Origin of the sequence: Nonomuraea sp. NPDC050227 (assembly GCF_044459705.1) — a bacterium.
Lineage (GTDB): Bacteria > Actinomycetota > Actinomycetes > Streptosporangiales > Streptosporangiaceae > Nonomuraea.
The window spans coordinates 244,722-267,128 of the sequence record NZ_JBITJF010000003.1 but is presented as its reverse complement, the minus strand read 5'-3'; the positions used below and the strand labels follow the sequence as shown (position 1 = coordinate 267,128).

The 22,407-nt window shown below is 73.0% G+C and carries 24 protein-coding genes; 13 read left to right on the top strand and 11 right to left on the bottom strand.

Annotated elements, in window-relative coordinates; all coding sequences use genetic code 11:
* Positions 1 to 62: 62 nt before the first annotated feature.
* A complete protein-coding gene (locus ACIBK9_RS13650) occupies positions 63 to 212 on the bottom strand; it encodes a hypothetical protein (protein ID WP_397157984.1) in 150 nt (49 codons plus the stop codon).
* A gap of 80 nt (positions 213 to 292) precedes the next feature.
* Between ACIBK9_RS13650 and ACIBK9_RS13645 the strand changes: the two genes are divergently transcribed.
* From ACIBK9_RS13645 to ACIBK9_RS13610, 8 genes are all read left to right on the top strand, one after another.
* Positions 293 to 859, top strand: coding sequence for an alanine--tRNA ligase-related protein (locus tag ACIBK9_RS13645; protein WP_397158974.1), 567 nt, complete (start codon positions 293 to 295; stop codon positions 857 to 859).
* Between the two features lie 62 nt (positions 860 to 921).
* Positions 922 to 1,434 (top strand): hypothetical protein, encoded by a 513-nt coding sequence (locus tag ACIBK9_RS13640; RefSeq protein WP_397157982.1) that lies wholly within the window; start codon positions 922 to 924, stop codon positions 1,432 to 1,434.
* A gap of 345 nt (positions 1,435 to 1,779) precedes the next feature.
* The gene (locus tag ACIBK9_RS13635) at positions 1,780 to 2,118 is read left to right on the top strand and encodes an LLM class flavin-dependent oxidoreductase (protein WP_397157980.1); all 339 of its coding nucleotides are present in this window, start codon (positions 1,780 to 1,782) and stop codon (positions 2,116 to 2,118) included.
* Entirely contained in the window at positions 2,072 to 2,560 is a 489-nt protein-coding gene (locus ACIBK9_RS13630; RefSeq protein ID WP_397157978.1) for a GNAT family N-acetyltransferase, read from the top strand. The genes ACIBK9_RS13635 and ACIBK9_RS13630 overlap by 47 nt, the downstream gene beginning before the upstream one ends.
* A gap of 145 nt (positions 2,561 to 2,705) precedes the next feature.
* A complete protein-coding gene (locus ACIBK9_RS13625) occupies positions 2,706 to 3,176 on the top strand; it encodes a hypothetical protein (protein WP_397157976.1) in 471 nt (156 codons plus the stop codon).
* 505 nt (positions 3,177 to 3,681) lie between these two features.
* On the top strand, positions 3,682 to 4,170 hold the full coding sequence (locus ACIBK9_RS13620) for a DUF427 domain-containing protein (protein WP_397157974.1): 489 nt from the start codon (positions 3,682 to 3,684) through the stop codon (positions 4,168 to 4,170).
* The gene (locus tag ACIBK9_RS13615) at positions 4,167 to 5,750 is read left to right on the top strand and encodes an FAD-dependent oxidoreductase (protein WP_397157972.1); all 1,584 of its coding nucleotides are present in this window, start codon (positions 4,167 to 4,169) and stop codon (positions 5,748 to 5,750) included. The genes ACIBK9_RS13620 and ACIBK9_RS13615 overlap by 4 nt, the downstream gene beginning before the upstream one ends.
* On the top strand, positions 5,747 to 6,091 hold the full coding sequence (locus ACIBK9_RS13610; protein WP_358295486.1) for a ferredoxin family protein: 345 nt from the start codon (positions 5,747 to 5,749) through the stop codon (positions 6,089 to 6,091). The genes ACIBK9_RS13615 and ACIBK9_RS13610 overlap by 4 nt, the downstream gene beginning before the upstream one ends.
* A 235-nt stretch (positions 6,092 to 6,326) precedes the next feature.
* Here ACIBK9_RS13610 and ACIBK9_RS13605 read toward each other — a convergent pair whose 3' ends face one another.
* The gene (locus tag ACIBK9_RS13605) at positions 6,327 to 6,893 is read right to left on the bottom strand and encodes a TetR/AcrR family transcriptional regulator (RefSeq protein WP_397157970.1); all 567 of its coding nucleotides are present in this window, start codon (positions 6,891 to 6,893) and stop codon (positions 6,327 to 6,329) included.
* 95 nt (positions 6,894 to 6,988) lie between these two features.
* Between ACIBK9_RS13605 and ACIBK9_RS13600 the strand changes: the two genes are divergently transcribed.
* Complete coding sequence (locus ACIBK9_RS13600) at positions 6,989 to 7,912, top strand: NmrA family NAD(P)-binding protein (protein WP_397157968.1); 924 nt, start codon at positions 6,989 to 6,991, stop codon at positions 7,910 to 7,912.
* Positions 7,913 to 8,211: 299 nt separating this feature from the next.
* Here the strand turns inward: ACIBK9_RS13600 and ACIBK9_RS13595 are convergent, their stop codons facing one another.
* From ACIBK9_RS13595 to ACIBK9_RS13570, 6 genes are all read right to left on the bottom strand, one after another.
* Positions 8,212 to 9,396, bottom strand: coding sequence for a saccharopine dehydrogenase family protein (locus ACIBK9_RS13595; protein WP_397157966.1), 1,185 nt, complete (start codon positions 9,394 to 9,396; stop codon positions 8,212 to 8,214).
* Positions 9,389 to 10,840: a flavin-containing monooxygenase gene (locus tag ACIBK9_RS13590; protein ID WP_397157964.1), complete on the bottom strand. Its 1,452-nt coding sequence runs from the start codon at positions 10,838 to 10,840 to the stop codon at positions 9,389 to 9,391. The genes ACIBK9_RS13595 and ACIBK9_RS13590 overlap by 8 nt, the downstream gene beginning before the upstream one ends.
* Before the next feature lie 142 nt (positions 10,841 to 10,982).
* Positions 10,983 to 11,651 (bottom strand): type A chloramphenicol O-acetyltransferase, encoded by a 669-nt coding sequence (gene catA, locus ACIBK9_RS13585; RefSeq protein WP_397157962.1) that lies wholly within the window; start codon positions 11,649 to 11,651, stop codon positions 10,983 to 10,985.
* A gap of 78 nt (positions 11,652 to 11,729) precedes the next feature.
* The gene (locus tag ACIBK9_RS13580; RefSeq protein ID WP_397157960.1) at positions 11,730 to 13,775 is read right to left on the bottom strand and encodes a M48 family metalloprotease; all 2,046 of its coding nucleotides are present in this window, start codon (positions 13,773 to 13,775) and stop codon (positions 11,730 to 11,732) included.
* Positions 13,772 to 14,215: a hypothetical protein gene (locus ACIBK9_RS13575; RefSeq protein ID WP_358295504.1), complete on the bottom strand. Its 444-nt coding sequence runs from the start codon at positions 14,213 to 14,215 to the stop codon at positions 13,772 to 13,774. Before ACIBK9_RS13575 ends, ACIBK9_RS13580 begins: the two co-directional genes overlap by 4 nt.
* 132 nt (positions 14,216 to 14,347) lie before the next feature.
* A complete protein-coding gene (locus ACIBK9_RS13570; RefSeq protein WP_397157958.1) occupies positions 14,348 to 15,580 on the bottom strand; it encodes a hypothetical protein in 1,233 nt (410 codons plus the stop codon).
* A gap of 132 nt (positions 15,581 to 15,712) precedes the next feature.
* Here ACIBK9_RS13570 and hemC point away from each other — a divergent pair, with 132 nt between their 5' ends.
* Complete coding sequence (gene hemC / locus ACIBK9_RS13565; protein ID WP_397157956.1) at positions 15,713 to 16,648, top strand: hydroxymethylbilane synthase; 936 nt, start codon at positions 15,713 to 15,715, stop codon at positions 16,646 to 16,648.
* Positions 16,649 to 16,659: 11 nt separating this feature from the next.
* Here hemC and ACIBK9_RS13560 read toward each other — a convergent pair whose 3' ends face one another.
* The gene (locus ACIBK9_RS13560; RefSeq protein ID WP_397157954.1) at positions 16,660 to 17,535 is read right to left on the bottom strand and encodes an alpha/beta fold hydrolase; all 876 of its coding nucleotides are present in this window, start codon (positions 17,533 to 17,535) and stop codon (positions 16,660 to 16,662) included.
* Positions 17,536 to 17,739: 204 nt separating this feature from the next.
* On the opposite strand from ACIBK9_RS13560, the gene ACIBK9_RS13555 reads away from it, so the two are divergent.
* Entirely contained in the window at positions 17,740 to 19,149 is a 1,410-nt protein-coding gene (locus ACIBK9_RS13555; protein ID WP_397157952.1) for a serine hydrolase domain-containing protein, read from the top strand.
* A gap of 14 nt (positions 19,150 to 19,163) precedes the next feature.
* Positions 19,164 to 19,829, top strand: a complete 666-nt coding sequence (locus ACIBK9_RS13550) for a nitroreductase (RefSeq protein WP_397157950.1) — start codon at positions 19,164 to 19,166, stop codon at positions 19,827 to 19,829.
* Between the two features lie 10 nt (positions 19,830 to 19,839).
* Here the strand turns inward: ACIBK9_RS13550 and ACIBK9_RS13545 are convergent, their stop codons facing one another.
* The gene (locus ACIBK9_RS13545; protein ID WP_397157948.1) at positions 19,840 to 20,889 is read right to left on the bottom strand and encodes a helix-turn-helix transcriptional regulator; all 1,050 of its coding nucleotides are present in this window, start codon (positions 20,887 to 20,889) and stop codon (positions 19,840 to 19,842) included.
* Between the two features lie 95 nt (positions 20,890 to 20,984).
* Here ACIBK9_RS13545 and ACIBK9_RS13540 point away from each other — a divergent pair, with 95 nt between their 5' ends.
* Complete coding sequence (locus ACIBK9_RS13540; protein WP_397157946.1) at positions 20,985 to 21,383, top strand: VOC family protein; 399 nt, start codon at positions 20,985 to 20,987, stop codon at positions 21,381 to 21,383.
* Between the two features lie 21 nt (positions 21,384 to 21,404).
* Here the strand turns inward: ACIBK9_RS13540 and ACIBK9_RS13535 are convergent, their stop codons facing one another.
* On the bottom strand, positions 21,405 to 22,274 hold the full coding sequence (locus tag ACIBK9_RS13535; protein ID WP_364335167.1) for an arylamine N-acetyltransferase: 870 nt from the start codon (positions 22,272 to 22,274) through the stop codon (positions 21,405 to 21,407).
* Positions 22,275 to 22,407 lie beyond the last annotated feature (133 nt).

The following is a 22,407-nucleotide window of genomic DNA, read 5'->3' as shown; positions in this document are numbered from 1 at the left end:
GAATCCGTATACCCGCTGGCAGAGAAGCCGCCGACGGCGGCGAGCGGCAGACGCGGCCTCGCCTACGGCATCCGCTCCGGCCCGGCCGCCGCCCCGAGCCAGCCGGACGACGTACGCCTGCGCGCGGTCGCCGACCACGTCCGCACCGCGCTCATGCTGATCGCCGCCGAACACGGCCTGGAGGTGGACGACGACGGCTTCAGACAGCTCATGACCGAGCAGCGCGAACGCGCCAAGCGCGACGCTCAGGCCAAGAAGAGCGGCCACGCCGACATCCGCCCTCCACCGCGACCTGCTCGACGTCCACGGCCCCACCGACTGGCTGGCCTACCAGAGGCTCACCGCCGGAGCCGGCGTGCTCGGTCTCTTCCACGACGGCCGCCCGATCCCGGTGGCGGCCGAATGTCAGATCGTGCACGTTGTGCTGGACCGCACCCCCTGCTACGCCGAGTCCGGCGGCCAGGACAGCGACACCGGCACCCTGACGGGCTCCGGCGTCACCGCCGAGGTCCTCGATGTGCAGCGGCCGATCAGGGGGCTGGTCGTCCATCAGGTGCGGGTCACCGCCGGCGAACTGCCCGTCGGCGCCCGGATTCAGGCGGCGGTGGACGCCGAATGGCGGCTCGGCGCCCGCCAGGCCCACTCCGGCACGCACGTCGTGCACGCCGCGCTGCGCGAGGTGCTCGGCCCGGCGGCCCTGCAGTCGGGCTCCTACGATCGGCCGGGCTACCTGCGCCTGGACTTCTCCTGGCGGGGCGGCCTGTCGGCGGCCGTCCGCAGCGAGGTGGAGGAGGTTGCCAACCTGGCGATCCGCCCATCGCCGATGGGCCTTGATCAGCGTCGGCGCCGAGGGCGATGATGCCTCATGAGCGACACCGTGAAGCTCCGCATCTGGTCCGAGACGCGACGCGGAGGTCAGCGATGAACGTCACGCCGATCGACCTCACCGAGGGGCAACGCAAGCTCTTGATTCGCATCCGGGACCACACAGTGATCACTGGCGACGTGAACACCTTGTGGGGCGACTGGACAAGGCGCGCTGTCTTCAAGCGGTTGGCCGAACAGGGGCTGATCCGCGACGAGCGGGACGATCTTGCGAATGGTTACCGCTGGCACGTCACCGACGCGGGCCGGGCAGTGCTCGACCAGATCGCGGAAGTCAAGCGTGCGAGAGCGATCGGGCGTCGGCTCACCCCGCGCCGGCTGGAGTTCATGAGCAAGCTGGCCGAGCACGGCAGCCTGGTCCTGTACGACTCGTACGAAGACATCCCGGAGTACGGGCTGAACCAGCCCGACGTGGACGCCCTGGTCGCCCTCGGCTTCATCGACGTCGGGGAGCCGAGCGGTCATCACGGCACGGCGCGCAAGACGGTGCTCACCGACGCGGGCCGCGCCGAACTGGAACGGCGCGGGACCGGGGAACACCGACGATGAGTGCCGGGGAGCCGATCCGCATGTCCGCCGGGCTGCTGTGGCGCCTCACGCACCTGGCCTGCCCCGCTCTGGTGGACGACCTGGACGAAGCTGACCCAGCAACCTACGACCGGCCTGATGTCCAGGCTGATCTGAGGCTGGTAGCGGCGCTCTTCCGGCAGGCACCTCGCACTGTGGCCGCCATGCCGGTGGGGCGGCCACGTGGCCGGCCGGCAGCGCGTCAGGGTCTTCGGGCAGGCTCAGCGCGGTCGGCACATCGTCCTTGACCGCCTCCCACATCGCGCCCTCCAGCAGCCGGGCCTGTGGGGTGCGGTAACGGGTGGAGGTCTCGGCGTAGATCTCGCGGTGCTTGAGATGACGGCAACGCGGATCCGGCTGGGCGCCGGCGTGCTGGTGCTGCCACTGGAGGACCCGCTCAAGATCGCTGAGGACGCGGCGACGCTCGACGAGCTCAGCGGCGGCCGGCTCGAGATGGGGGTGGGGTCGGGTCCCTTCCCGGGGGGATGGGAGGCGTTCGGGAAGGGCCTGTCCGACCGGCACAAGCACTTCGACGCCTTGGTGGAGCGGCTCCACGACCAGCAGGGTGCCGAGCCCCGTGAACCGGTCACCGGTGAGCAACACGTACGGGAGGGCACGCATGACCATGGACAACGCCACGTTCACCGTCCGATCCCTGCCCTATGACCATCCGGCGGCCGAGGCGCTGCGCGCGGCCATGCGGGAGGAGATGGGCCGGCGCTACGCCGACAGACTGGCGGCCGACCCCGGCCACCTTCCCGCCGGGATGGCTGTGCGGGCGGAATCCGTGTTGTTCACCGGCATCGCCTTCGACGCTGAGCGGCCCGTCGGGCACGTGCTGCTGCGCCGCCTCGGCGACGAGGTCGAGCTCAAGCGGATGTACGTGGCCCCGTCACATCGGGGGAGCGGGGTGGCGCGGTCCCTGCTCGCCGCGGCCGAGGAGGCCGCGGGCGCGCTGGGCGCGCGACGCGTCATCCTGCAAACCGGCGACCGCCAGCCTGACGCGGTCCGCCTGTACGAGCGGGAGGGCTACACCCGCATCCCGATCTTCCCGCCCTACACCTCGATGACCTACTCCACCTGCTTCGAGAAGCGGATCGTCGGCTGAGCCCCCGCAGGATGAACCCGCCGATGTCACGGAGCACGACCCCCGCCCACAGACCTCCGGCTCCGGAGCCGTTCCGGTGACCACGGGCTTCGCCGCCGCTGGGCGCCGAGTCCTGGTCGCCTGCGCCGCCGGCGGATTCACCACCTTGCTCGACAATTCCCTGCTGAACGGCGACATCCGGGGCGGGAAGCCGTGTTCCTGCAGAAGGGGCCTCGGGCTGTCGGCGTTCGCGGCGGCGGCCGTCACGCTGCCCGCGGCCGCGGCGATGGCGGCGAGCTCCGCGCTGACCTGGCGGGTGGCGGGGGCCTTCGGCCGCCACACGGTCTCGGCAGGGCTCGCGCTGTCGGCGTGCGCCATGCTCGCGAGCGGTCTCGCCGGGCTGTTCGCTCTCCGGGCCGGCCTGCCCGTGCTGCCGGCGGTGTGCGCCACGTGCCAGGTCGCCGCCGCAGGGCTGGTCGTCTCGCCTCTCCAGGCGTCGGTGCTCCAGCACGCGCCGGCGGAGGTTCTTCGCGCGCGCTCCCCGGCCTCCTCCGGAGGGTCGCCGAGGCGTCGGGAAGGGTGCGCAAGTCCGGCGACCGGCCGTGACGGGCCGTCCTCGCGGGCTGGACGGCGTTGACGTCTCCAAGGGTTGACATCCGAGTATTCCTACCTGAATAGTGGGTTGAAGCTCGTCGTGAAGGAGCACCCATGAGGGAATACCCCCGTCCCTTCAACCGGCCCGCCCTTCCGGGGGCCACCGATCTCACCAGGCGGGTCCTGCTCGCCGGGACAGGAGGGGGAGCCCTCTCGCTCTTGCCGGCCGCCTGTGGTGCAGGTGGCGGTGCTCCGCTGACCGGCGCGGACGGCGGGGCCCTGCAGTCCGGTGCGGACGCCGACGCCGCGGTGTCCGCGCCACCCCGACGCGGCGGGACCCTGCGCGCGGGCTCCCCTCCACCGCCGTTCTCCGGTCACATGCTCACCAAGCGGACGAACGGCCGCCGGTCCGCGGGTACGCGCCGGGTGGTCGCGGGACCAGGCCAAGCGGCAGGTCGAGGAGTATCTGGAGGTGTTCGGCCGGCCGGACCAGGTCGCGGCGTGGCGCGAGGGCCGCCCGTATGTGGCCGAGCCGGCGGAGGCCTGACATGCCCGGGTACGCCTTCCCCGCTCGTGACGTGCGTACCGACCTGCTGCGCGACGCCGGGGAGCCCCCGGGCGTCCGCTACGGCCTCGCGGTCGGGGACGCGATCGTGCGCGACGCCGTCTGGCGGTGTCCGGAGCTTCCCGACCACATGGCGTTCGCGTGGTTCCGGCATCCGGAGGTGGTGCTCGACCACTGGTGCGAGGAGGAAGAAGAGACCTTCGTGCACCCGCGTGACCCGTACGAGCGGGTGGACCCGATCCCCAGCTCCCGGCATGTCGTCGTCGAGATCGGCTGGCAGGTGGTCGCGGACACCCGTCACGCGGTGCTGCTGTTCGAGACAGGCCTGCCGACCCGCGACCACATCCCGCCGGATGACGTGCGGTTCGACCTGCTGGAGCCGACCGAGACGCACACCCGCTGCCCGTACGAGGGGGTGGCCTCCCACTGGGCGTTCGCGCCCTGCGGATCTCCCATGAGGAGGGAGTCATGACCGATCTGGATCTCATCGCAGACGTCCTGGTGGCCGGCGGCGGGCCGGCCGGCGCCTGGGCCGCCGTCAAGGCAGCCGAGTCGGGCGCCGACGTCGTCCTGGTCGACAAGGGCTACCTGGGCACGAGCGGCGCCACTGCTGCCGCCGGCACCGGAGTCTGGTACGTCGATCCCGACCCGGCCTCCCGCGAGGCGGCGATGGCCTCCCGGGAGGCCCTGGGCGGGTACCTCTCCGATCGCGCCTGGATGGCCCGGGTCCTGGACCAGACGTACGCGAACATGAACGAGCTGGCCGAGGTGAGCCGCTACCCCTTCCCGGTGGGTGAGGACGGCGGGCAGATCCGGCGCGGCCTGCAGGGCCCGGAGTACATGCGCCGCATGCGCATCCGCGCGCGCCGCTCGGGGGTGCGCGTGCTCGACCACAGCCCTGTCACCGAACTGCTGGTGGACGCGGACGGCGCGGTCGCGGGCGCGGCCGGCCACCGCAGGCAGCACGATCGCTCCTACCGGGTGCGCGCGGGCGCGGTGGTGCTGGCCACCGGCGGCTGCGCCTTCCTCAGCAAGGCGCTCGGCTGTGACGTCAACACCGGCGACGGCGCCCTGTTCGCGGCGGAGACCGGGGCCGAGCTGTCCGGCATGGAGTTCTCCAACGCCTACGCGATCGCTCCGGAGTTCACCTCCGTGACCAAGACCGCCTTCTACTCCTACGCCACCTTCTACCATGCCGACGGAAGTGTCCTGGAGGGGGCGGGCAGCACGCACGGCCGGTCGGTGATCGCGCGGGCGCTGCTGTCCGAGCGCGTCTTCTGCCGCCTCGACCAGGCGGGGGAGGGGATCAGGCAGGCGATGCGGCTGGCTCAGCCCAACTTCTTCCTGCCCTTCGACCGGCAGGGGATCGACCCGTTCACCGAGCTTTTCCCCGTCACGCTCCTGGCGGAGGGGACCGTACGCGGAACCGGCGGGATCCGCCTGACCGGCTACGACTGCGCCACCTCCGTCGCGGGCCTGTACGCCGCCGGCGACGCGGCCACCAGGGAACCGATCTGCGGGGGCTTCACCGGCGGCGGCAGCCACAACGCGGCCTGGGCGATGTCCTCCGGCACCTGGGCGGGGCAGGCCGCGGCCCGTCACGCCCGTGCTCTGGGCGCTCAGGCGGCCACGCGGACCGTGCGCGGGGCGGGCGGCGCCGGATTGCGGCCGACCGGCGGCGACCCGGCCGGGCATCGCGAGATCATCGAGGCGGTCCAGGCCGAGGTGCTGCCGTACGAGAAGAACTACCTGCGCCACGGCGACCGGCTCGCGCCCGCGCTGGCAGCGCTCGACGAGACCTGGAAGCGGGCCAGGCGGGGCCTGTACGCCGACGGCCCCGACGTCGTGCGCGCCCGCTCGGCCGCCGCGATGGCGGCCCACGCCCGATGGATGTACGCCAGCGCGCTGGCCAGGACCGAGAGCCGCGGCATGCACAAGCGTGCCGACCACCCCGGCTCCGACCCCGCCCAGCACCACCGGCTGATCTCCGGTGGGCTCGACGAGGTCTGGGTGCTGCCGGAGACCGGGTGGCCGCTGGCGGTGGCGTCGTGATCGAGATCGTGCTGCGCGACCGGTGTATCGCCTGCGACAAGTGCGTCGAGGCCTGTCCGACGGACGTGTTCGTACGCGGGGACGACGGGGTGCCGCTGATCGCGCGGCAGGGCGATTGCCAGACGTGCTTCATGTGCGAGGCGTACTGCCCGGTGGACGCCCTCTACGTGGCCCCGGCCGCGCACCCGCTCCCGGAGCCGCCCGATGTGACGGAACTGGCCGAGCGTGGGCTGCTGGGCGGATACCGCCGGCAGATCGGCTGGGGACACGGGCGCACCCCGGGCGCCCGGCGGGCGATCGGGCCGGCGCTGCCCTCGACGTCGCAGGCGATCATCTCGTGATGGGGAAACGCCGGTTGTGCTCGTCACGGGAGCCGCCTCCCGGGTTCGGGCCGCCGTGCCCGCCCTGCGCGTCCGGGGGCGACCCCTCGTAGGCTCCCTGAAGACGAACGGCACCCATTTCCGTTGGCGTTCGGTCCCAGGGAGGGGCGACGCGGTCCCCGGCGGTCCTGTTGTCCTCGCGGGCCTGCGCCCTGACGGCGCCGGTCACGCAGCCCTTGTCACCGATGAAGGCCTCTCAGCCCCGCGGGCTCACCCCCGCCACGGCCAGCTGGAACAGCCGGTCCGCGCGGGCCGCCGGGTCAGGGTGGTGCTCCGTCGCCAGGACGACACCGACGATCAGCGCGATCAGGTCGGCGACGGTGACGCCTTCCGCCACCGCCCCGTCCTGCATGGCGCGCTGCAGCAGGGGGTTCCCCGCCTCCGCCATCATCGCCGCACAGGTGTTCTCGTGTACGGGGTCGGTCTCGGCCCCGTCGTAGGCCAGTGCCGCCGCCAGCCCTCGGGCCGCGACACAGTAGGCGACGACGTCACTGAGCCATTGCAGGAGCGCGTCACGGCTGTCGCCCTTGCCTGTCAGCTCGCGGGCACGGGCGGCCAGGGCCTCGATGCGTCGATGGGAGACCGCCTCCAGCAGCGCCCGGCGGGTCGGGAAGTGGCGGCGCACGGTGGCCGAGCCGACCCCCGCGATGCGCGCGATCTGTTCCAGGGAGGCGCCTGCCCCGTACGCGGCGACCTCCTCCTCGGCCACGGCGAGGATGCGCGCATAGTTGCGCCGGGCGTCTGCGCGCTGGCGGTCGGGCATGGGCGTCATCTCCGGGGTTGCTAAATGGCGGGGCCCGCCATATCTTATCGCACAGAAAGCGGCGGCCCCCGCCGTTTATAGCTCTGAGGAGCCCGATGACCGCACATCCCGCACCCGTCCTGGTCACCGGCGCCACCGGCAGGCAGGGCGGCGCCACCGCCCGAGCCCTGCTCGCCGCAGGCGTACCCGTACGCGCTCTGGTGCGTCACCCCGACACCGAACGAGCCAAGGCCGTCGAGGCGCTGGGCGCCGATCTGGTCACCGGTGATCTCCACGATCGCGATTCGGTGGTGCGGGCCGCCACGGGTGTCCGCGCCGTCTTCTCCGTTCAGATGCCCGCCCTGGCCGCCGAAGGTTTCGACTTCGACGGAGAGGTGGCCCAAGCCGTCAACCTCATCGAGGGCGCGCAGGCTGCGGGAGTGCCGCAGTTCGTGCACACCTCCACCAGTGGCGCCGGTCAGCACACCCAGGCTCCCGGCTGGATCGCAGGCCGCTGGGGCTCCTTGGACGCCAGCCTGGGAGCCAAGAGCACGATCCAGGACCGGGTCCGTGCGGCCGGCTTCTCCCGCTGGACGATCCTCAAACCGGGTTTCTTCATGGAGAACTTCCTGCCGTCCATGGCTTTCCTGTTCCCGCGGGGTGTGGAAGGCGGTTTGGTGAGCGTCGTGAAGCCGGACACCCGGCTGTCCCTCGCCGCGGTGGACGACATCGGCAGGGCAGCCGCCGCAGCCATCGCCGAGCCGGAGCGGTTCCACGGGGTCGAGCTGGAGCTGGCGAGTGACCATCTGTCCATGACGGAGGTCGCCGAGGTTCTCTCCCGCGCGCTGGGCACGCACCTGCCCGCGCCGGACATGACCGAGGAACAGGCACTCGCCGCCGGAATGCCGGCGATGGGCGCCTCGCACGAGTGGATGAACATTGCCGGCCAGCCGGCCCGCCCGCAGTACGCCAGGGACCTCGGCCTTCCGCTCACCAGCTTCGAGGAATGGGCTCGGCAGCACCTGCGGCCCGCGGCTTGACCCAGAGGGGACGGCCGACTGCTCGGCGTCACCCCGGACCTGGTCCTCATCCCTGCCCCGACCGTCGTCTTGCTGATCTCAGCCGTCAAGATGGCCCGCTCAACGTAGAGCGGCCAAGACGCCACGCCACGTCAAGAGCGGAGCTGGTCAGCCGTCATGCAGCACAAGGGGCTCACCGCACACGCCAGACACCTGCCCACGAGTCTTGAGGTGCCGCATCGCGGCGAACGCGCGGCGGACCGGCTCCCAGCCGGGCCCGACGTCGCCGCGGACCCCGGGAAGCGGGCGATCGGCGCCGGTCACGGGGTCCGGTCCACGGTGACCACCTCGTCGCGGCCGGCGCACGGCGGGTCGCAGTGGACGGCCAGCTGCGCGAAGTACCTCTCCGGGTCGAGCACGGCGTCCGGGGGATGGACGCCGGCGGCGCGCACCGAGCCGTCGAGGATCTGCGCCGCCGCCAGCGACAGCGGGACCCCGGTCGCCCTGGCCATCCCGCGCGGCGAGCCGATCAGCCGCGCGCCGATCCGGCACGGCCGGCCGTCCCGGACGCCGGCGGCCAGCGCGAAGAAGGGCGGCAGCGAGCCGGGGCCGCGCAGCGAGAGCCGGCGCACGGCGGAGCGGGCGAAGCGGCCCGCGGTCGGGCGCTCGATCGCGGCCGCGGCCTGCTCCAGGGAGAGCCCGCCCCGATCGATCTCCTCGCGCAGGGTCATCAGGTACGCGGCCGTCTCCGGCCTGACCACCATGACGCAGGCGGAGTCGCCCGTGATCGAGCAGGTAGCCGGGAGCGTCAGCGGTTCGGGATGGCCGACGGTGTAGGCGGTGCCGGGGCCCAGCCCCGGGTAGTCGAGCCTGACGGGTTTGAGCGGCGGCCGTTCGGCGGGCGCGCCGCCGGCCCAGACGCGGATCGTGCCGGACAACTGCTGCATCCAGTGGACGACGGCGGCCGACTCCCCGCCCGCCGAGGCGTCGGCGGGGTCGTCGCCGACGAACGGGACGTCCACCGGCCAGGCGGTGTGGACGCTCTCGACGGTGTCCAGCTCACGGGTCGCCAGCGCGGCCAGCATGTTGCTGGTGCCCGGGCTCGCGCCGGCCCCGATCACGGCCGTCACGCCCGCGTCCCGCGCCTGGGCGTCCATGGCGAGCATGTCCAGGGTCGGTTCCCAGTCGTCGCAGATGTCGGCGTAGTGGGTACGGCTCTCGATCGCCGCCCGCAGGATCGGCACGCCGAGCCGGAAGAACGGGCCGGTGGTGTTGACGACCAGGTCGGCGTCGCGGAACAGCTCGCGCAGCCGGACCGGGTCGGCGGCGTCCACGGTCGCGGCCGAGGCGTTCGCGTACTTGACGGACAGCCGCGCGGCGGCGGCCGTGTCGCGGTCGGCGATCACCAGGTCGGCGATGTCCGGCCGCCCGGCCAGCGCCTCGACGACGGGCCTGCCCATCGCGCCGGCGCCGCCCAGGGCCACCACCCGGTACTGCTCACCCATCGAAGATCATCCCCTTGCGGACGTCGAGGAACGCCGACCGCAGCCGGTCGGTCAGGTAGTTCTGGCCGGCCGTCCACGGCGCGCGGTCGCCCTGCTGCGGGAACAGGTGCGCCGCGCGCTGGACGTAGGCGGAGGTCAGGCCGAGCAGCGGACGGCGGGCGACGTCGCGCGGCAGCGCGGGCATCGCGGTGGTCAGGCCGTGCCGCCGCATGTGGTCGAGCAGCCGGACGACGTAACGGGAGGACAGCTCCGCCCGCAGCGTCCACGACGCGTTGGTGTAACCGACGCAGAAGGCCAGGTTGGGCACGCCGCTCAGCATCAGCCCGCGGTAGGCGGTGGTCTCGGCCAGGTCGACCGGGCGGCCCTGCACCGACACGGCGATCCCGCCGAGGGGGATCAGCGACAGGCCCGTCGCGGAGACGATCACGTCCGCCTCCAGCGTGCGCCCGGACTCCAGCTCGATCCCGTGCTCGGTGAGACGGGCGATCCGGTCGGTGACCATCGACACGCGCCCGGCGGCCACCTCGCGGAACAGGTCGCCGTCGGGGACGACGCACAGCCGCTGGTCCCACGGCTGGTACCGGGGGGTGAAGTGCCGGTCGAGGAGGGCCGGGTCGGGCAGGTAGCGCTGGATGCCCTTGCGCAGGTGCCGCTTGGTCTGCTCCGGGTAGCGCCGGCTCAGCCAGTACGTGAGCCGGCTGCTCAGGACGTTCTTGGCGCGGAGCAGCCGGTGGGCCGTACGCGCGGGAAGCAGGCGGCGCAGCGGGCCCGCCGCCGGGTCCACGTCGGGCAGGGAGGTCAGGTAGGTCGGGGAGCGCTGCACCATCGTGACGTGCCCCGCCCGCTTCGCCAGCGCCGGCACCAGGGTGACCGCGGTGGCCCCGCTGCCGATCACCACGGTGCTCCTGCCGGTCACGTCGAGGTCGTCCGGCCAGAACTGCGGGTGCACGAACCGGCCGCCGAAGTCCTCGGCGCCCTTGAACTCCGGCTGGTGGCCGTGGTCGTAGTCGTAGTAACCGGCGCAGACGTACAGGAACGAGCACGTCCAGGTCCCGCGGGTGGTGCGCACCGTCCACCGGCGCCGCTCCCAGGACCAGTCGGCGGACAGGGCCTTGGTCCGGTGCCGGACGTGCCGGTCGATGCCGTGGTCGCGGGCGGTGTCCTCGATGTAGCGGCGGATGGCGTCGCCGTCGGCCAGGGACTTGCGGCCACGCCAGGGCTGGAAGGCGTAGCTGAGGGTGAAGATGTCGGAGTCCGAGCGGACGCCCGGATAGCGGAACAGGTCCCACGTGCCGCCGAGACGGTCTCGGGCCTCCAGCACCGCGTAGGTCCTGCCGGGTCGCCGCTGGAGATGCCATGCGGCGCCGATGCCGGACAGGCCGGCACCGATGATCAGTACGTCGACGTGTCGCCCGGCATCGGCCGGGTCGGCTTCGCTCGTCATGGACGCCACCTCTCTTTCGCATGCAAAACTATCGCATGAAAAACGAACGTAGCAATTTAGAACGATAGATTCGGGGCATGGCGAAGCGCGCCCCCGGCCCGTGGCCGCAAGGGCCGGGGCGGGGGCGGAGGTCAGCGCTGGTTCAGGAGGCCGGGCTCCGGTCGACCCAGGACGGGTCCGCGACCAGGGTCCGCAGCTCGTTCACGAGCCGGGCGGAGTGGAACCCGTCGGCGGCGGCGTGGTGCACCTGGAGTGCGAGGGGGAGCAGGACCCGGCCGTCGCGCTCGGTGTACCGGCCGAGGGTGAAGATGGGGGCGAGGTGGTCCCAGTTGTCGCCGATGTTGAGGTTGAACCCGGTGAAGGACGTCCACGGCAGGCTCGACACGTCGAACGTGTTGGGCGGCGGCGGCCCCTGCGGGAAGAACTCGGTGGCGCGGGCGTGCTCGGCGAGCAGGGGAGCGGCGACGTCGTGGAAGGCGGCGAAGTCGGGGTCGTAGGGCGCCCACACGCACGCGAACGTCTCACGTTCGGGGTTGAAGACCGTGAACGCCGGATGCACGACGGGCCAGACGGCCGGGTCGCCGGAGGCGGTCAGGCACATCCTGAACTCGTCGTGCCGGTTGACGACCGTGGCGATCGCCCAGACCTGCGCGAGGTAGGACTTGCGCCGCGACCGGCCTAGCGCCGCCGCGAACGCGGTGACGTCGATCTCCACCGTGATCGAATACGTGCACGGGACGGCCCGGCGGTAGTGCTCGAAGTGCTGCCGGCGCGGCCAGGCATCGGTGTCGACGGGGATGGGGGCGTCCATGCGCTCATCATCCCAACCGCCGGGCCGCACGGAATGCCGGCCCCGGCGGATACGGTCGCCAGCCATGAACAGCCGGTCTCACCCCGGCGCGGGCACGCCGGCGACCGGGGCCGGCTCTCCGCGGGCGGGCAGCAGGCGGGCCAGCAGGGCCGTGGCCAGCGCGGCGATCAGCGCGGCCTCCAGCATGCGCTCCAGGATGATCATGTGGATCAGCCACGGCAGCGCCGCCCGCAAGGGCAGCCACACCAGCTCCAGCGCGAGGGCGTAGAGCACCGCCGCGGCCAGCCCCGTCAGCATGCCCTTCGCGACCGGCGACGTCCCGGACAACCCGGCCACGCAGGCCGCAAGGGCGGCGCCGGCGGCGGCTCCGGTCGCGATGACGCCCGACAACGCGGTGCCGGAGCTCTGGAAGACGTAGCCGTTGACCGTGCCCGACACCATCGCCGTGACCAGCGCCGCGGCGGCCGCGCAGCCCACCGCCAGGGCGAGGCGGCCGGTGCGCCGGGGCGCGGGCGGGCGGCGTTCGCCGAGGGTGACGAAACGTACCGCCATCGGGATCAGCATGAGCAGGACGACGGCGAGCAGCAGGAGGACGCCCGCCGACAGGCGGGAGTCCAGCATGATCTGCGCGCTGATCAGGACCTGCGCCAGTGGGTCGGAAACAGCGGGATATCTCTGGACGTGGGCGATGATGATGTCGGCCTGGACGTCGTAGAACCCCCGCGCGCCCAGCGTCACGACCACCGCGATCAGCAGCAGCGGCCCGAGCGCCGACCGCGGCCCGTGCACCCGCGGCGCCCACACCCGCGCCACCCACCGCACCCACACCCCCAGCAGCAGGCCCGCCACCGCCAGCACCACCAGCCCGGCGAGCTGCACCGACACGGGGAACGGCGCCAGCGCATGGTCGGTCATCCTGCTCGGGGCCAGCACCCAGCCGCCCGCCAGCCCCACGGCCAGGCCCAGCGGCACGTGCACGGCGTCGCCGCGCGCCCCCACGGCCCGCAACGCCCGCAACCCCAGCGCGACGGCCAGCAGCAGGGCGAACACCTCCGCCGGCCACGGCAGCGTGTTGGTGCGTCCCTGCGCGGTCAGCGACGTGGCCGGATCCATGGTCAGGGAGAAACAGCCGCCCAGCGCCAGCGGGAAGACGAAACCCTGGCGCACCAGCGGCTCCTCGTCCTCCAGCGCGGCCCGCCGGACGGCGAGATGCGGATGGGTGCGCACCCGCAGCGACACCGGCCACCGGCGCGGCGCCGGCGCCTGCTCGAACACGCGGCGCAGCGGCGTCGCGTCCCGCTCCCACGACAACACGCGGGCGTCGGCCATCAGCTCACGCGACTGCAGCACCACCGAGCGGGTCAGCCACGACAACACCGCCAGCCCGGCGATCTGGGCGGCGAACAACCACGACAGCGCCGCGCGCGCCCCGAACGGCATCAGCTCCGACCGCAGGAACGGCGCCTGCCCCGACACCACCCCGTTCACGGCGGCGAGCAGGCCCGGCACGAGGATCACCCCGGCGTAGGACCGCCACATCGCCAGCGTGACCGCCGTGATGGTCAGGTCCCTGTTGCGCACGTGCGCCAGCTCGTGCAGCACCACCGCCCGGAACAGCGGCCGGTCGCGCTCGAACGACATCCAGGTGCCCCGGCTGATCACCACGTACCGGCTCCCGGCCCGCCCGAAGGCCAGCCCGGCCACCGCGGGATCGAGCACGTCGAGCAGGAAGACGACCCGGCGGCCGCCGAGCACCTCCGCCGCCATCCGCCGCAACTCCTCGCCGACCTCGCCGCCGACCGGACGCAGCCGCCGGCGGCGGATCCGCCAGGCCGGGCCGAACCAGTACTGCAGCGCGGTGAGCAGGACGAGCGTCGCGAAACAGAGCAACACGCCGAGCCGGAGATCCTGGTGAGCCCCGCGGCTCATCACGTCGCACGCGGGATCGTCCAGGCCCTTCAGCGCCGCGAGCTGGCACGCCTCCCTGACCTTCGCCGGGACCTCCGCCCCCTGCACCGACAGCAGGTCGAAGATCCCCGGCCGGTAGATCGCGGTCGTCGCGAACGCCAGGCTGATCAGCAGGACGAACGCGGACGTGGTGGCCGACGGGAGACGGCCTCTCATGACGGGTTACGGGCCAGCTCGCTCACCACCGCGTCGGCCAGCGCGTCGGCCTGCGCCTGCGACATGCCCATCCGGCGCGCCTTGTGGTAGGCGACCTTGCGGATCTCCGTCAGCCGGGCCGGCGGCAACGGCGCCGGGCCCGCCGGCTGCGCCTCGGGCAGCTCCCGCGGACGGCGGCGCAACCGGCCGATCAGCCGGCCGGTCCACGAGCCGACGTCCTTGCCCACGTCCGCGAGCACCGTGGTCACGACGCCGGAGACGATCGCCGTCACCAGCAGCTCGTCCACCCCCGGCAACCCGAAACCGAGCGGATCCCGATGCGACCTCGGCCTGGTCCTGCCGCCGAGCGCGTCCCAGGTCTGGTCGAACAGCGGCAGTTCGGCGGGAGCGATCCTGGTCACGACCCGGCGGCTGAGATCCTTGGCGAACACATCGGACACCTAGCCCTCCAACAGGAGAATTCCGTTGCCTGAAATATAGGCAGCTGCGAGGCCGGATGTCCTCGGATACCGACGGCCCGGCCCGGCTTCCGCCGCATGTCCTCCGCATGTCCTCCGTGGCCCGTCCGATGACTAGTCGCCGTGGAGCCCGTCGGGGTCGCAGTAGTCGATCTCGTTCGTCGGCTTGAAGTCGGCCACGATGATCTCGCGCCGGAACGGGCCGCCGCTCTCCATCTCCTCGGCGGACGCCTCGAAGGTGAAGCGCTGCATGGGCCGCAGCAGCCTGCCCGCGATGACCACCGGCCTGCGCACCGAGTAGATGGCGGGGAACGGGCAGCAGTAGTAGCTGCCGAGCGGCTTGCCCGCCGCGTCGACGGCGTAGGCGATGGCGCCGTCCCGGAAGGCGGCGTCGATCTGCGCCTGGATGTGCAGCGTGGCGGCCGGGTCGGGGTCGTACTCCCACATCTCCTTGACGGCCTGCCGGGCCTTGGGGTCGGCCTGCCAGTAGTCCCGCCGCTGCGGGTCGGTCAGGCACCAGGGGTCGAGGTCGCGCAGGTTCGCCTCAAGGGACCGGTACGTCGCCGCGGGCCTGGTGGCCGTGCTCTGGTAGGTGGCGATGTGCCTGGGCATGGCGATGAGCTGGCCCACGTGGTAGTAGAGCTCCAGGGACCGCTGCAGCCGTTGCTCGATCGCCTCGTGCAGGCTCGGCTGCGGATCGGCCTTGAGCAGCCCCTCGGCGTAGTCGGCGGCGGTGGCGGCCTCGGCCACGAGCTGGCGCAGCCGCTGCAGGTCGGCCTGGTGGTCGTGGTCGTCGGCGACGGTCTGCTCGAACATGCCGAAGGCCACCTCCGCGTGCCGGCGGATCGCGCGGGTGGCGGCCAGCATGCCGTGCAGATGGGGCAGCGGGCACGGGTCCGCCTCGGCCCATTCGGGCAGGTCGGCGGGCAGCTGGAGCTCTGTCTCGACCAGATAGCGGGTGTTGCCGGCCGCCTGCCGGGCGCGCGACACCCAGCCTTCCACCTGCGCGAAGCAGGCGGCCACCTGCCGGCTGGTGACCGGCGGCACGTAGCCCGCGGTGCGCGGGTCGGCGCTGTAGTCGGAGTCGAGCAGCTGCTCGCCGATGGTCTGCAGCACGAACGCGTTCCAGGTGCACAGCAGCTGCCCGGAGGCGGACTGCGGGCCGTGCCAGAGGTTGACGCCGTCCTGGACCAGGCGTAACCGCAGCTCCTCGGCACGCTCCAGCTCGGTGTAGACCAGGCCCCCGGCCCGCCGGTACGCCTCCAGCTCGTCCGCGCGCACCTCGCCCTTGTACGCCGCGACCATCCGCGTCATCAGCGTGGGCCGCCCCGGATCATTGGCCATCATGTACGTCCCCGTCCTCTTCCCCCGTGACAATTGGTGATCCGTACCCTAAGCCGCCATCCCCGCGACGGGCCATCCATGGCGAGCTCCGGGATCAGCCCGCGCGGCACGGAGGTGACGCCCTACGATCGGGGGATGGCCGTCCCCGAGCTGATCCGCATCGTGACGCGTTCGTCTCCCATGGCGCTGGCCCAGGTCGAGCGCGTCCGGCGGGAGCTGGCCGACCGGCATCCCGGCATCCGCACCGAGGTCGTCCCGGTCACCACGTCCGGCGACCGGTGGCAGGGGGCGCTGTCGGCGCTGGGCGGCAAGGGCGCCTTCACCAAAGAGGTCGACGAGGCGCTCCTGGCCGGCCAGGCCGACCTGGCGGTCCACTGCATGAAGGACGTGCCCGCCGACCGCCCGCTGCCGGCCGGCACGGTGTTCGCGGCCTTCCTCAAGCGTGACGACCTGCGCGACGCGCTCGTGCACCCCGGCGGCCTGAAGCTGGACGCGCTGCCCGAGGGCACCCGGATCGGCACGTCGTCGGTGCGGCGCGTGGCCCAGCTCGCCGCGTCCCACCCGCGGCTGCGCTGCGTGCCGATGCGCGGCAACGCCAACCGGCGCCTGGAGAAGCTCGACGCGGGGGAGGCCGACGCGCTGCTGCTGGCGGTGGCCGGGCTGGAGCGCATCGGCCGGCCGGAACGCATCACCGAGGCGCTGTCCCTGGAGACGATGTGCCCGCCGATCGGCGCGGGCGTGCTGGCCCTGCAGTGCCGGGAGGACGACCCGGCGACCGTCGACGCGGTCGCCGGGCTGGGACATGCCGACACGTGGCGGGAGATCACGGCCGAGCGCATGCTGCTGCACGTGCTCCAGGGCCACTGCAACTCGCCCATCGCCGGGTACGCCCGCGCCGAGCGTGACGGCCGGCTGTCGTTGCGCGCCCGGGTCTTCTCCCCCGACGGCAAGCGCGTGCTCGACGCGCACGAGTGGGCCGGTCCGCTCGACCCGGCGACGCTCGGCACCTCCGTCGCGGTCGCGCTGCTCCGCCAGGGCGCCCGGGAGCTGATCGACGCCATCCCCCACTGACGGCGGGCCGCCTATGTCGTGGCGGCCGCCACCTCGTCCTGGTCGCGGAGGGGTTCGTCGCCGTGCAGCAGCCACTCCAGCGTGGCGGGGGTGGCGTCGAAGTGCCCCGCGTGCCCGGCGTCGGGCTGGACGGTGAGGGTGGCGCTGGGGATGCGGGCGGCGAGCCAGCGGGCGTGCGCGACCGGCACGACCCCGTCCAGCTCGCCGTGCCACAGCCGGACCGGAACGGTGATGGCGGCGGGGTCAACCCCCCAGGGCCTGCCGAACAGGGCGATGACGTCGTCGGCCCAGCCGCCGAGGCCGGGACGGACCGCCTCGGCGTAGGCGGCCGACAACATGGCGCTGACCTCGGGCCGCGTCAGGACGGCGGCCTCGAACGGCGGCAACTGCGGCGGCCCGGACGAGTCCGCCCCCAGGTGGGCGATCATCGCGTCGCGATCCTGGAGGGCGACGGCGGCGCTGCGCCGGTTGCCCTCCATCATCCCGGCCGTCCAGTCCAGCCCCTCGGCGTCGCGCGGGGCCAGCGCCGCCAGCGAGGCGACCCGGACGGCCCGCCCGGGGTGGCGGGCGGCGAACGCCAGCGCGTGCGGCCCGCCGCCGGAGACCCCGTAGACGGCGAACTCGTCGAGGCCGAGCGCGTCGGCCACGGCGGCGACGTCGTCCGCGCCGTCCACGACGCGCCGCCCGGGCAGCGGCGTCGAGCCGCCGAGGCCGGGGCGGTCGAAGGTGATCAGCCGGATGCCGAGCCTGGTGTACAAGGAGTCGTCGGGGTGGCGGGCCAGGCGTCCCACGGGGGTGCCGTGCAGGTAGAAGACGGGTGTCCCGTCGGGGACGCCCCACTGCTCCACGGCAAGGGCGCGGCCGTCTCGCGTGATCACTGTGTGCACTCCGCCACGGTAGCCATCAGGGACACCTGCGCACCGCAGGTTTCATTTCCGGCGAAACAGACGAATCGCTCCCGGGTTGGCGTGGTGCAGGCGCGTTCCAGGCGGGCCCGCCCGGCTTCCAGAAGGGAATGGCGGTTTTCCGTAGGAAAAGCGGAGGGACTTCGCCATGGTGGCGGAACGAGGGTGATCCATAGCGTTGGGCGGGTGCTCAGAGACATCGTCGCCGTGTTCTGCCTCGCCCTGCCGCTCGCGTCCGGCCCGGCCCCGCCCCAGGACCTCGCGCCCTCGTCGGTGGACGCCTTCGTCACGAGGTACCGCGAGGCGACCGGGCTCCCCGGGGTCGCGGTCGCGATCACCAAGGGCAGGCAGGTCGTCCACGCCGCCGGGTACGGCCGGACCGCCTCCGGCGAGCCGGTGACGACGGACACGCCCATGGCCGTGGCGTCGGTCAGCAAGTCCTTCACCTCGCTCGCCGTCCTGCAACTGGTGGAGAAAGGCCAGGTCGAGCTGGACGGGCCGGTGCGCGGTCACCTGCCCGAGTTCACCATGGCCGATCCCAGGGCCGCCCGGATCACCGTGCGGCAGTTGCTCAACCAGACCTCCGGCATGGCCGACTCGGCCTTCCGCGAGAAGAGCCTGCCCCAGCCCCGCACGCTCGAAGGCGCCGTGGCCCGGCTGAGGACGGCCCGGCTCGCCGCGGAGCCGGGCACCGCCTTCAGCTACCACAACACCAACTACCAGGTCGCCGCGCGGCTGGTCGAGGTGGTGAGCGGGCAGCCGTTCGCGGCGTACCTGCACGAGAACGTCTTCACACCCCTCGGCATGCGCCACAGCAGGACGGTCGACACCGACCGCGACCTGCCCGGCAGCGCCCGCGGCCATCTGGTCGTGCTCGGCCGGGCCGTCGCCGTGCCGGAGCCGCCCGGGTTCGGTAACGGCTCGGGCGGGATCCTCAGCACCGCCGGCGACATGGCCCGATGGCTGATCGCGCAGAACGACGGCATCCTCTCCCCGCGAAGCGTCAAGGAGATGCGCACGCCGTCCGAGCAGGACGGGGAGTACGCCCTCGGCTGGGAGATCGGCGAGACCGCGCGCGGCACCCCCGTCGTCCGGCACGACGGCGACCTGTTCACCTCCACGGCCGCCCAGCTGCTGATGCCGGAGCGGGGGTACGGCGTCGCGGTCATGGCGAACACCGGGACGGCCTTCGGCGACGCCGGCGCCCTCATGGACGGCCTGGTCGCCCTGATCGAGGGAGGCACACCCGAGATCCCCTCCTCGCCGCCCTACCTCGTCACCGACATCCTGTTCGTCCTGCTGACCCTCGCGACCGTCGGGCTGGCCGTACGGGGCGTGGCCCGCTCCCGGCGCTGGGCCGTCGTGTACGGGGGGTGGCGGCGGTTGCGGCTGCTGCCACAGCTGGCCCCGCTCGCGTTGTGCGTCATGATCGTCCCGATCATGCGGGTGCTCCTGCGGGGTGGCGACATCATGTGGATCCAGGTGGTCTGTCTGTATCCGACGTTCATGATCTGGTTGGTGACGGCCGCGGTCGCGGGCGCGGCGGTGACGGCCGCACGGCTGCTCGCCGCGGCCCGCACGGGCAGGGTGACGTGAGAGGGCGAGAAGGCATGGACGTGTACGAAGCCGTGGACAGCCGCCGGGCGGTGCGGGCGTTCAGCGACGAGCCGGTCCCCAAGGAGGTGCTCGAACGCGTGCTGACCGCCGCGACGCGGGCCCCGTCGAGCGGGAACCTTCAGCCGTGGCGGCTGTACGTCGTGGCCGGTGAGCCGCTGGCCGAGCTGAAACGGCGGGCGACGGCCAGGGCCCTGGCGGGAGATCCGGGTGACGAGCGGGAGTACCCGATGTACCCGGCCGAGCTGACCTCGCCGTACCTGGACCGGTTCGCCGCCGCGGCCGACCAGCGGTACAAGGCGCTGGGGATCGAGCGCGACGCCCCTGACCGGCCGCGGCGGATCGCCGCCTTGAACTCGGCGGCGTTCGGGGCGCCGGTCGTCCTGTTCTGCTACCTCGACCGGGCGATGGGCCCCGGGCAGTGGGCGGACGCGGGGATGTACCTGCAGACGGTCATGTTGCTGCTGAGGGCGGAAGGGATGCACAGCTGCCCCCAGGTGATGTGGACGATGTACCGCGAGACCGTCAGCCAGACCGTCGGCGCCCATGACGGACTTGTCCTGCTCTGTGGGGTCGCGGTGGGCTTCGAGAGGGAGGACGTGCCGCCGCTGCGTACCGGGCGGGCCGACCTGGCCGAGACGGTGAGCTTCGTCGGAGTGTGACGCCGGGCGGTCAGGATCGGCGGGCGCGGGCGGCGAGGCGGGAGGCGACGTCGAGGACGAGGTCGCGCAGCTCAGCGGGACGCTCGATGACGAACGGGCGGTCGAGCGCGGCGAGCACGCCGGGCAGCCAGTCGAGCCGTTCGGCCCGCAGCTCGACCCGCCACCAGCGCTCGCCCGCCGGCCCGGCCTCCCCGGCGGGCTCCTCAGCGGCCTCCCCAGCGGGGTCGTCAGCGGGGTCGAGGGCGGGCTCGTCGGTGATCTCCTCCATGGTGGCGACGGCGGCGGGCAGGCGGGTGCGGATCCGCTCGGCCGTCCCGTGGATCCGCAGGGTCACCTCGTGCCGGTAGGACGCGGTGGCGAATCCCGACAGGACGCGCTGTGCCGGATCCGGCGCAGCGCGTCCGGCCGGCGCCTCGAACGAGCCGGGCAGGGCGCGGGCGTCCGCGACGCGGTCGAGGCGGAAGGTCCGGTCCTCGCCGAGGCCCGGGTCCTCGCCGGTGACGTACCAGCGGCCCCCGTGGCTGACGATCCCGTACGGGTGCAGCGTGCGGTCACTGCGCCGGCCGGTGCGGTCGGCGTACCGGATGGAGACGGGCCGGCGGTGGCGTACGGCGTCGGCGATCGTGAGCAGGACGGCGGCGTCCGGGCCGGCGGGCCTGCCGGACGGGCCGGTGAAGGCGAGGGATTCCATGAGCGCGTCGAGTCTGCGGACGAGCCGTTCTGGCAGCACCCGGCGGATCTTCGCGGCCGCCGTCTCGCTCGCGGTGTCGCCTGCGTCGCCGGCCGTACGCCGGTTGGCGATCAGGCCGAGCAGCACGGCCAGCGCCTCGTCGTCGTCGAGCATGAGCGGCGGCAGGCGGTAACCGCGGGCGAGACGATAGCCGCCGTAACGGCCGCGCACCGACTCGACCGGCAGTCCGAGGTCGACGAGCTGACCGACGTACCGCCGCACGGTACGGCCGTCGACGCCGAGCCGGTCGGCCAGTTCGGCCATCGTCCGGACGCCGCCCGACTGCAACAACTCCAGGAGCGTGAGCACACGACCGGTGGGTGGCGACATGAATACGAGCCTATGGCGAATAGTGGACCGAATCCGTCCAGTATCAGTCGTACCGTGCGGGGTGCCAAGAGCTGCACGAACACTGAAGGAACGTCATGAACTTCGTATCGATCCGCATCATCACCGATGACGTCGCCCGCCTGGCCGGGTTCTACGAGCAGGCCACCGGGACCCCGGCGACCTGGTCCACCGAGGACTTCGCCGAGATCAGGACCGGCACCGCCACGCTGGCGATCGCGAGCATTCGCACCGTCCCGCTGTTCGCCCCGGGCTCCTCCCGCCCGGCCGACAACCACAGCGTGATCGTCGAGTTCCTGGTGGACGACGTGGACCGCGTGTACGAGAACCTGACCGGCCTCGTCACCGACTTCGTCAACGAGCCCACCACGATGCCCTGGGGCAACCGGTCGCTGCTGTTCCGCGACCCCGACGGCAATCTCGTCAACTTCTTCACCCCGGTCACCCCGGCCGCCGTGGCGAGAACCGCCCGCTGATCAGAAAACCAGCGGGCGGGGTCAGGCGGCGGGGGTGCGGCGGCGGGACTGCCAGGACAGGTGGGCGTCGCGGACCTTGGTCCACAGGGCCTCGCGTTCGGCGCCGTTGACGTCGTCGAGACGCAGCCCGAACACCTCCTCCAGGGCCCCGAACCACTCCCGCCGGGTGGACAGCTCCCGCTCGGTCCTGCCGTCCGCGCCGATCCGGCGCAACATGCAGCCCACCAGGCAGTCGGCGCCCGTCGCGTCGCGCCGCAGCACGACGGCGGCCCGCACCAGCCGGGACTCGGGCGACGTGCACAGGTACGGATGCCACTCCACGAAGTCCCCGGGCTCGGCGGGGGCCCGCTCGACGTCCAGCCCGGCGATCGACCCGCGCGGGTCGTGGTCGAACCGCCAGCCGCCGGGCTCCACGTCCGAGGCGGACAGCCGGAACTCGAACGGCCCCTGCCGGTACGTCCCCGCCCGCAGCGGCAGCGGCTCGTGCAGCCCGTCGCCGAGCCCGATGTCCACCAGCCAGTCCTGCCCGTCGAGGGCGACGGTGAGCGCGAGGTGCGGCGCGAACGACGCCGGCGAGGCGGGCGCCCGGACGGCGGCCTGCACCCCGGCCCGATGCCAGGTGACGTCGTAGCCGAGCGCGGTCAGCAGCGTGGCGAACGCCCCGTTGAGCTGCACGCAGTAGCCGCCGCGCCCGCGCAGCACCCGCTCGACCGACTCGCGCGGGTCCACGGTGATCCGCCGGCCGAGCTGAACCTCCAAGGTCTCGTACGGCACCCGCTCCACGTGCGCGCGGTGCAGGGCGCGCAGCGCCGGGAGCGACGGCTCGCCGGGGTCGCCGACGTCCAGCCGGTCGAGGTAGGCGTTCAGGTCACGGTCACGAGTTCGCCGCATGGGCCCTCCCTTCGGTCGCCGCGTCCATCCTGGTCCGCCGCGCGGCCGTCCCGCACCTCGCGGATTGCTCGCCCGGCGGCGATGCACGGCGGCGATGCCCGGGGGCGATGCGGGACGGCGATGCGGGACGGCG

Excerpts from the sequence above, each read along its gene's own strand:
- ACIBK9_RS13650 (WP_397157984.1), bottom strand. The coding sequence starts at position 212 with ATGAGCTGTCTGAAGCCGTCGTCGTCCACCTCCAGGCCGTGTTCGGCG.
- ACIBK9_RS13640 (WP_397157982.1), top strand. The coding sequence starts at position 922 with ATGAACGTCACGCCGATCGACCTCACCGAGGGGCAACGCAAGCTCTTG.
- ACIBK9_RS13630 (WP_397157978.1), top strand. The coding sequence starts at position 2,072 with ATGACCATGGACAACGCCACGTTCACCGTCCGATCCCTGCCCTATGAC.
- ACIBK9_RS13620 (WP_397157974.1), top strand. The coding sequence starts at position 3,682 with ATGCCCGGGTACGCCTTCCCCGCTCGTGACGTGCGTACCGACCTGCTG.
- ACIBK9_RS13615 (WP_397157972.1), top strand. The coding sequence starts at position 4,167 with ATGACCGATCTGGATCTCATCGCAGACGTCCTGGTGGCCGGCGGCGGG.
- ACIBK9_RS13605 (WP_397157970.1), bottom strand. The coding sequence starts at position 6,893 with ATGCCCGACCGCCAGCGCGCAGACGCCCGGCGCAACTATGCGCGCATC.
- ACIBK9_RS13600 (WP_397157968.1), top strand. The coding sequence starts at position 6,989 with ATGACCGCACATCCCGCACCCGTCCTGGTCACCGGCGCCACCGGCAGG.
- ACIBK9_RS13595 (WP_397157966.1), bottom strand. The coding sequence starts at position 9,396 with ATGGGTGAGCAGTACCGGGTGGTGGCCCTGGGCGGCGCCGGCGCGATG.
- ACIBK9_RS13590 (WP_397157964.1), bottom strand. The coding sequence starts at position 10,840 with ATGACGAGCGAAGCCGACCCGGCCGATGCCGGGCGACACGTCGACGTA.
- catA (WP_397157962.1), bottom strand. The coding sequence starts at position 11,651 with ATGGACGCCCCCATCCCCGTCGACACCGATGCCTGGCCGCGCCGGCAG.
- ACIBK9_RS13580 (WP_397157960.1), bottom strand. The coding sequence starts at position 13,775 with ATGAGAGGCCGTCTCCCGTCGGCCACCACGTCCGCGTTCGTCCTGCTG.
- ACIBK9_RS13570 (WP_397157958.1), bottom strand. The coding sequence starts at position 15,580 with ATGATGGCCAATGATCCGGGGCGGCCCACGCTGATGACGCGGATGGTC.
- hemC (WP_397157956.1), top strand. The coding sequence starts at position 15,713 with ATGGCCGTCCCCGAGCTGATCCGCATCGTGACGCGTTCGTCTCCCATG.
- ACIBK9_RS13550 (WP_397157950.1), top strand. The coding sequence starts at position 19,164 with ATGGACGTGTACGAAGCCGTGGACAGCCGCCGGGCGGTGCGGGCGTTC.
- ACIBK9_RS13545 (WP_397157948.1), bottom strand. The coding sequence starts at position 20,889 with ATGTCGCCACCCACCGGTCGTGTGCTCACGCTCCTGGAGTTGTTGCAG.
- ACIBK9_RS13540 (WP_397157946.1), top strand. The coding sequence starts at position 20,985 with ATGAACTTCGTATCGATCCGCATCATCACCGATGACGTCGCCCGCCTG.
- ACIBK9_RS13535 (WP_364335167.1), bottom strand. The coding sequence starts at position 22,274 with ATGCGGCGAACTCGTGACCGTGACCTGAACGCCTACCTCGACCGGCTG.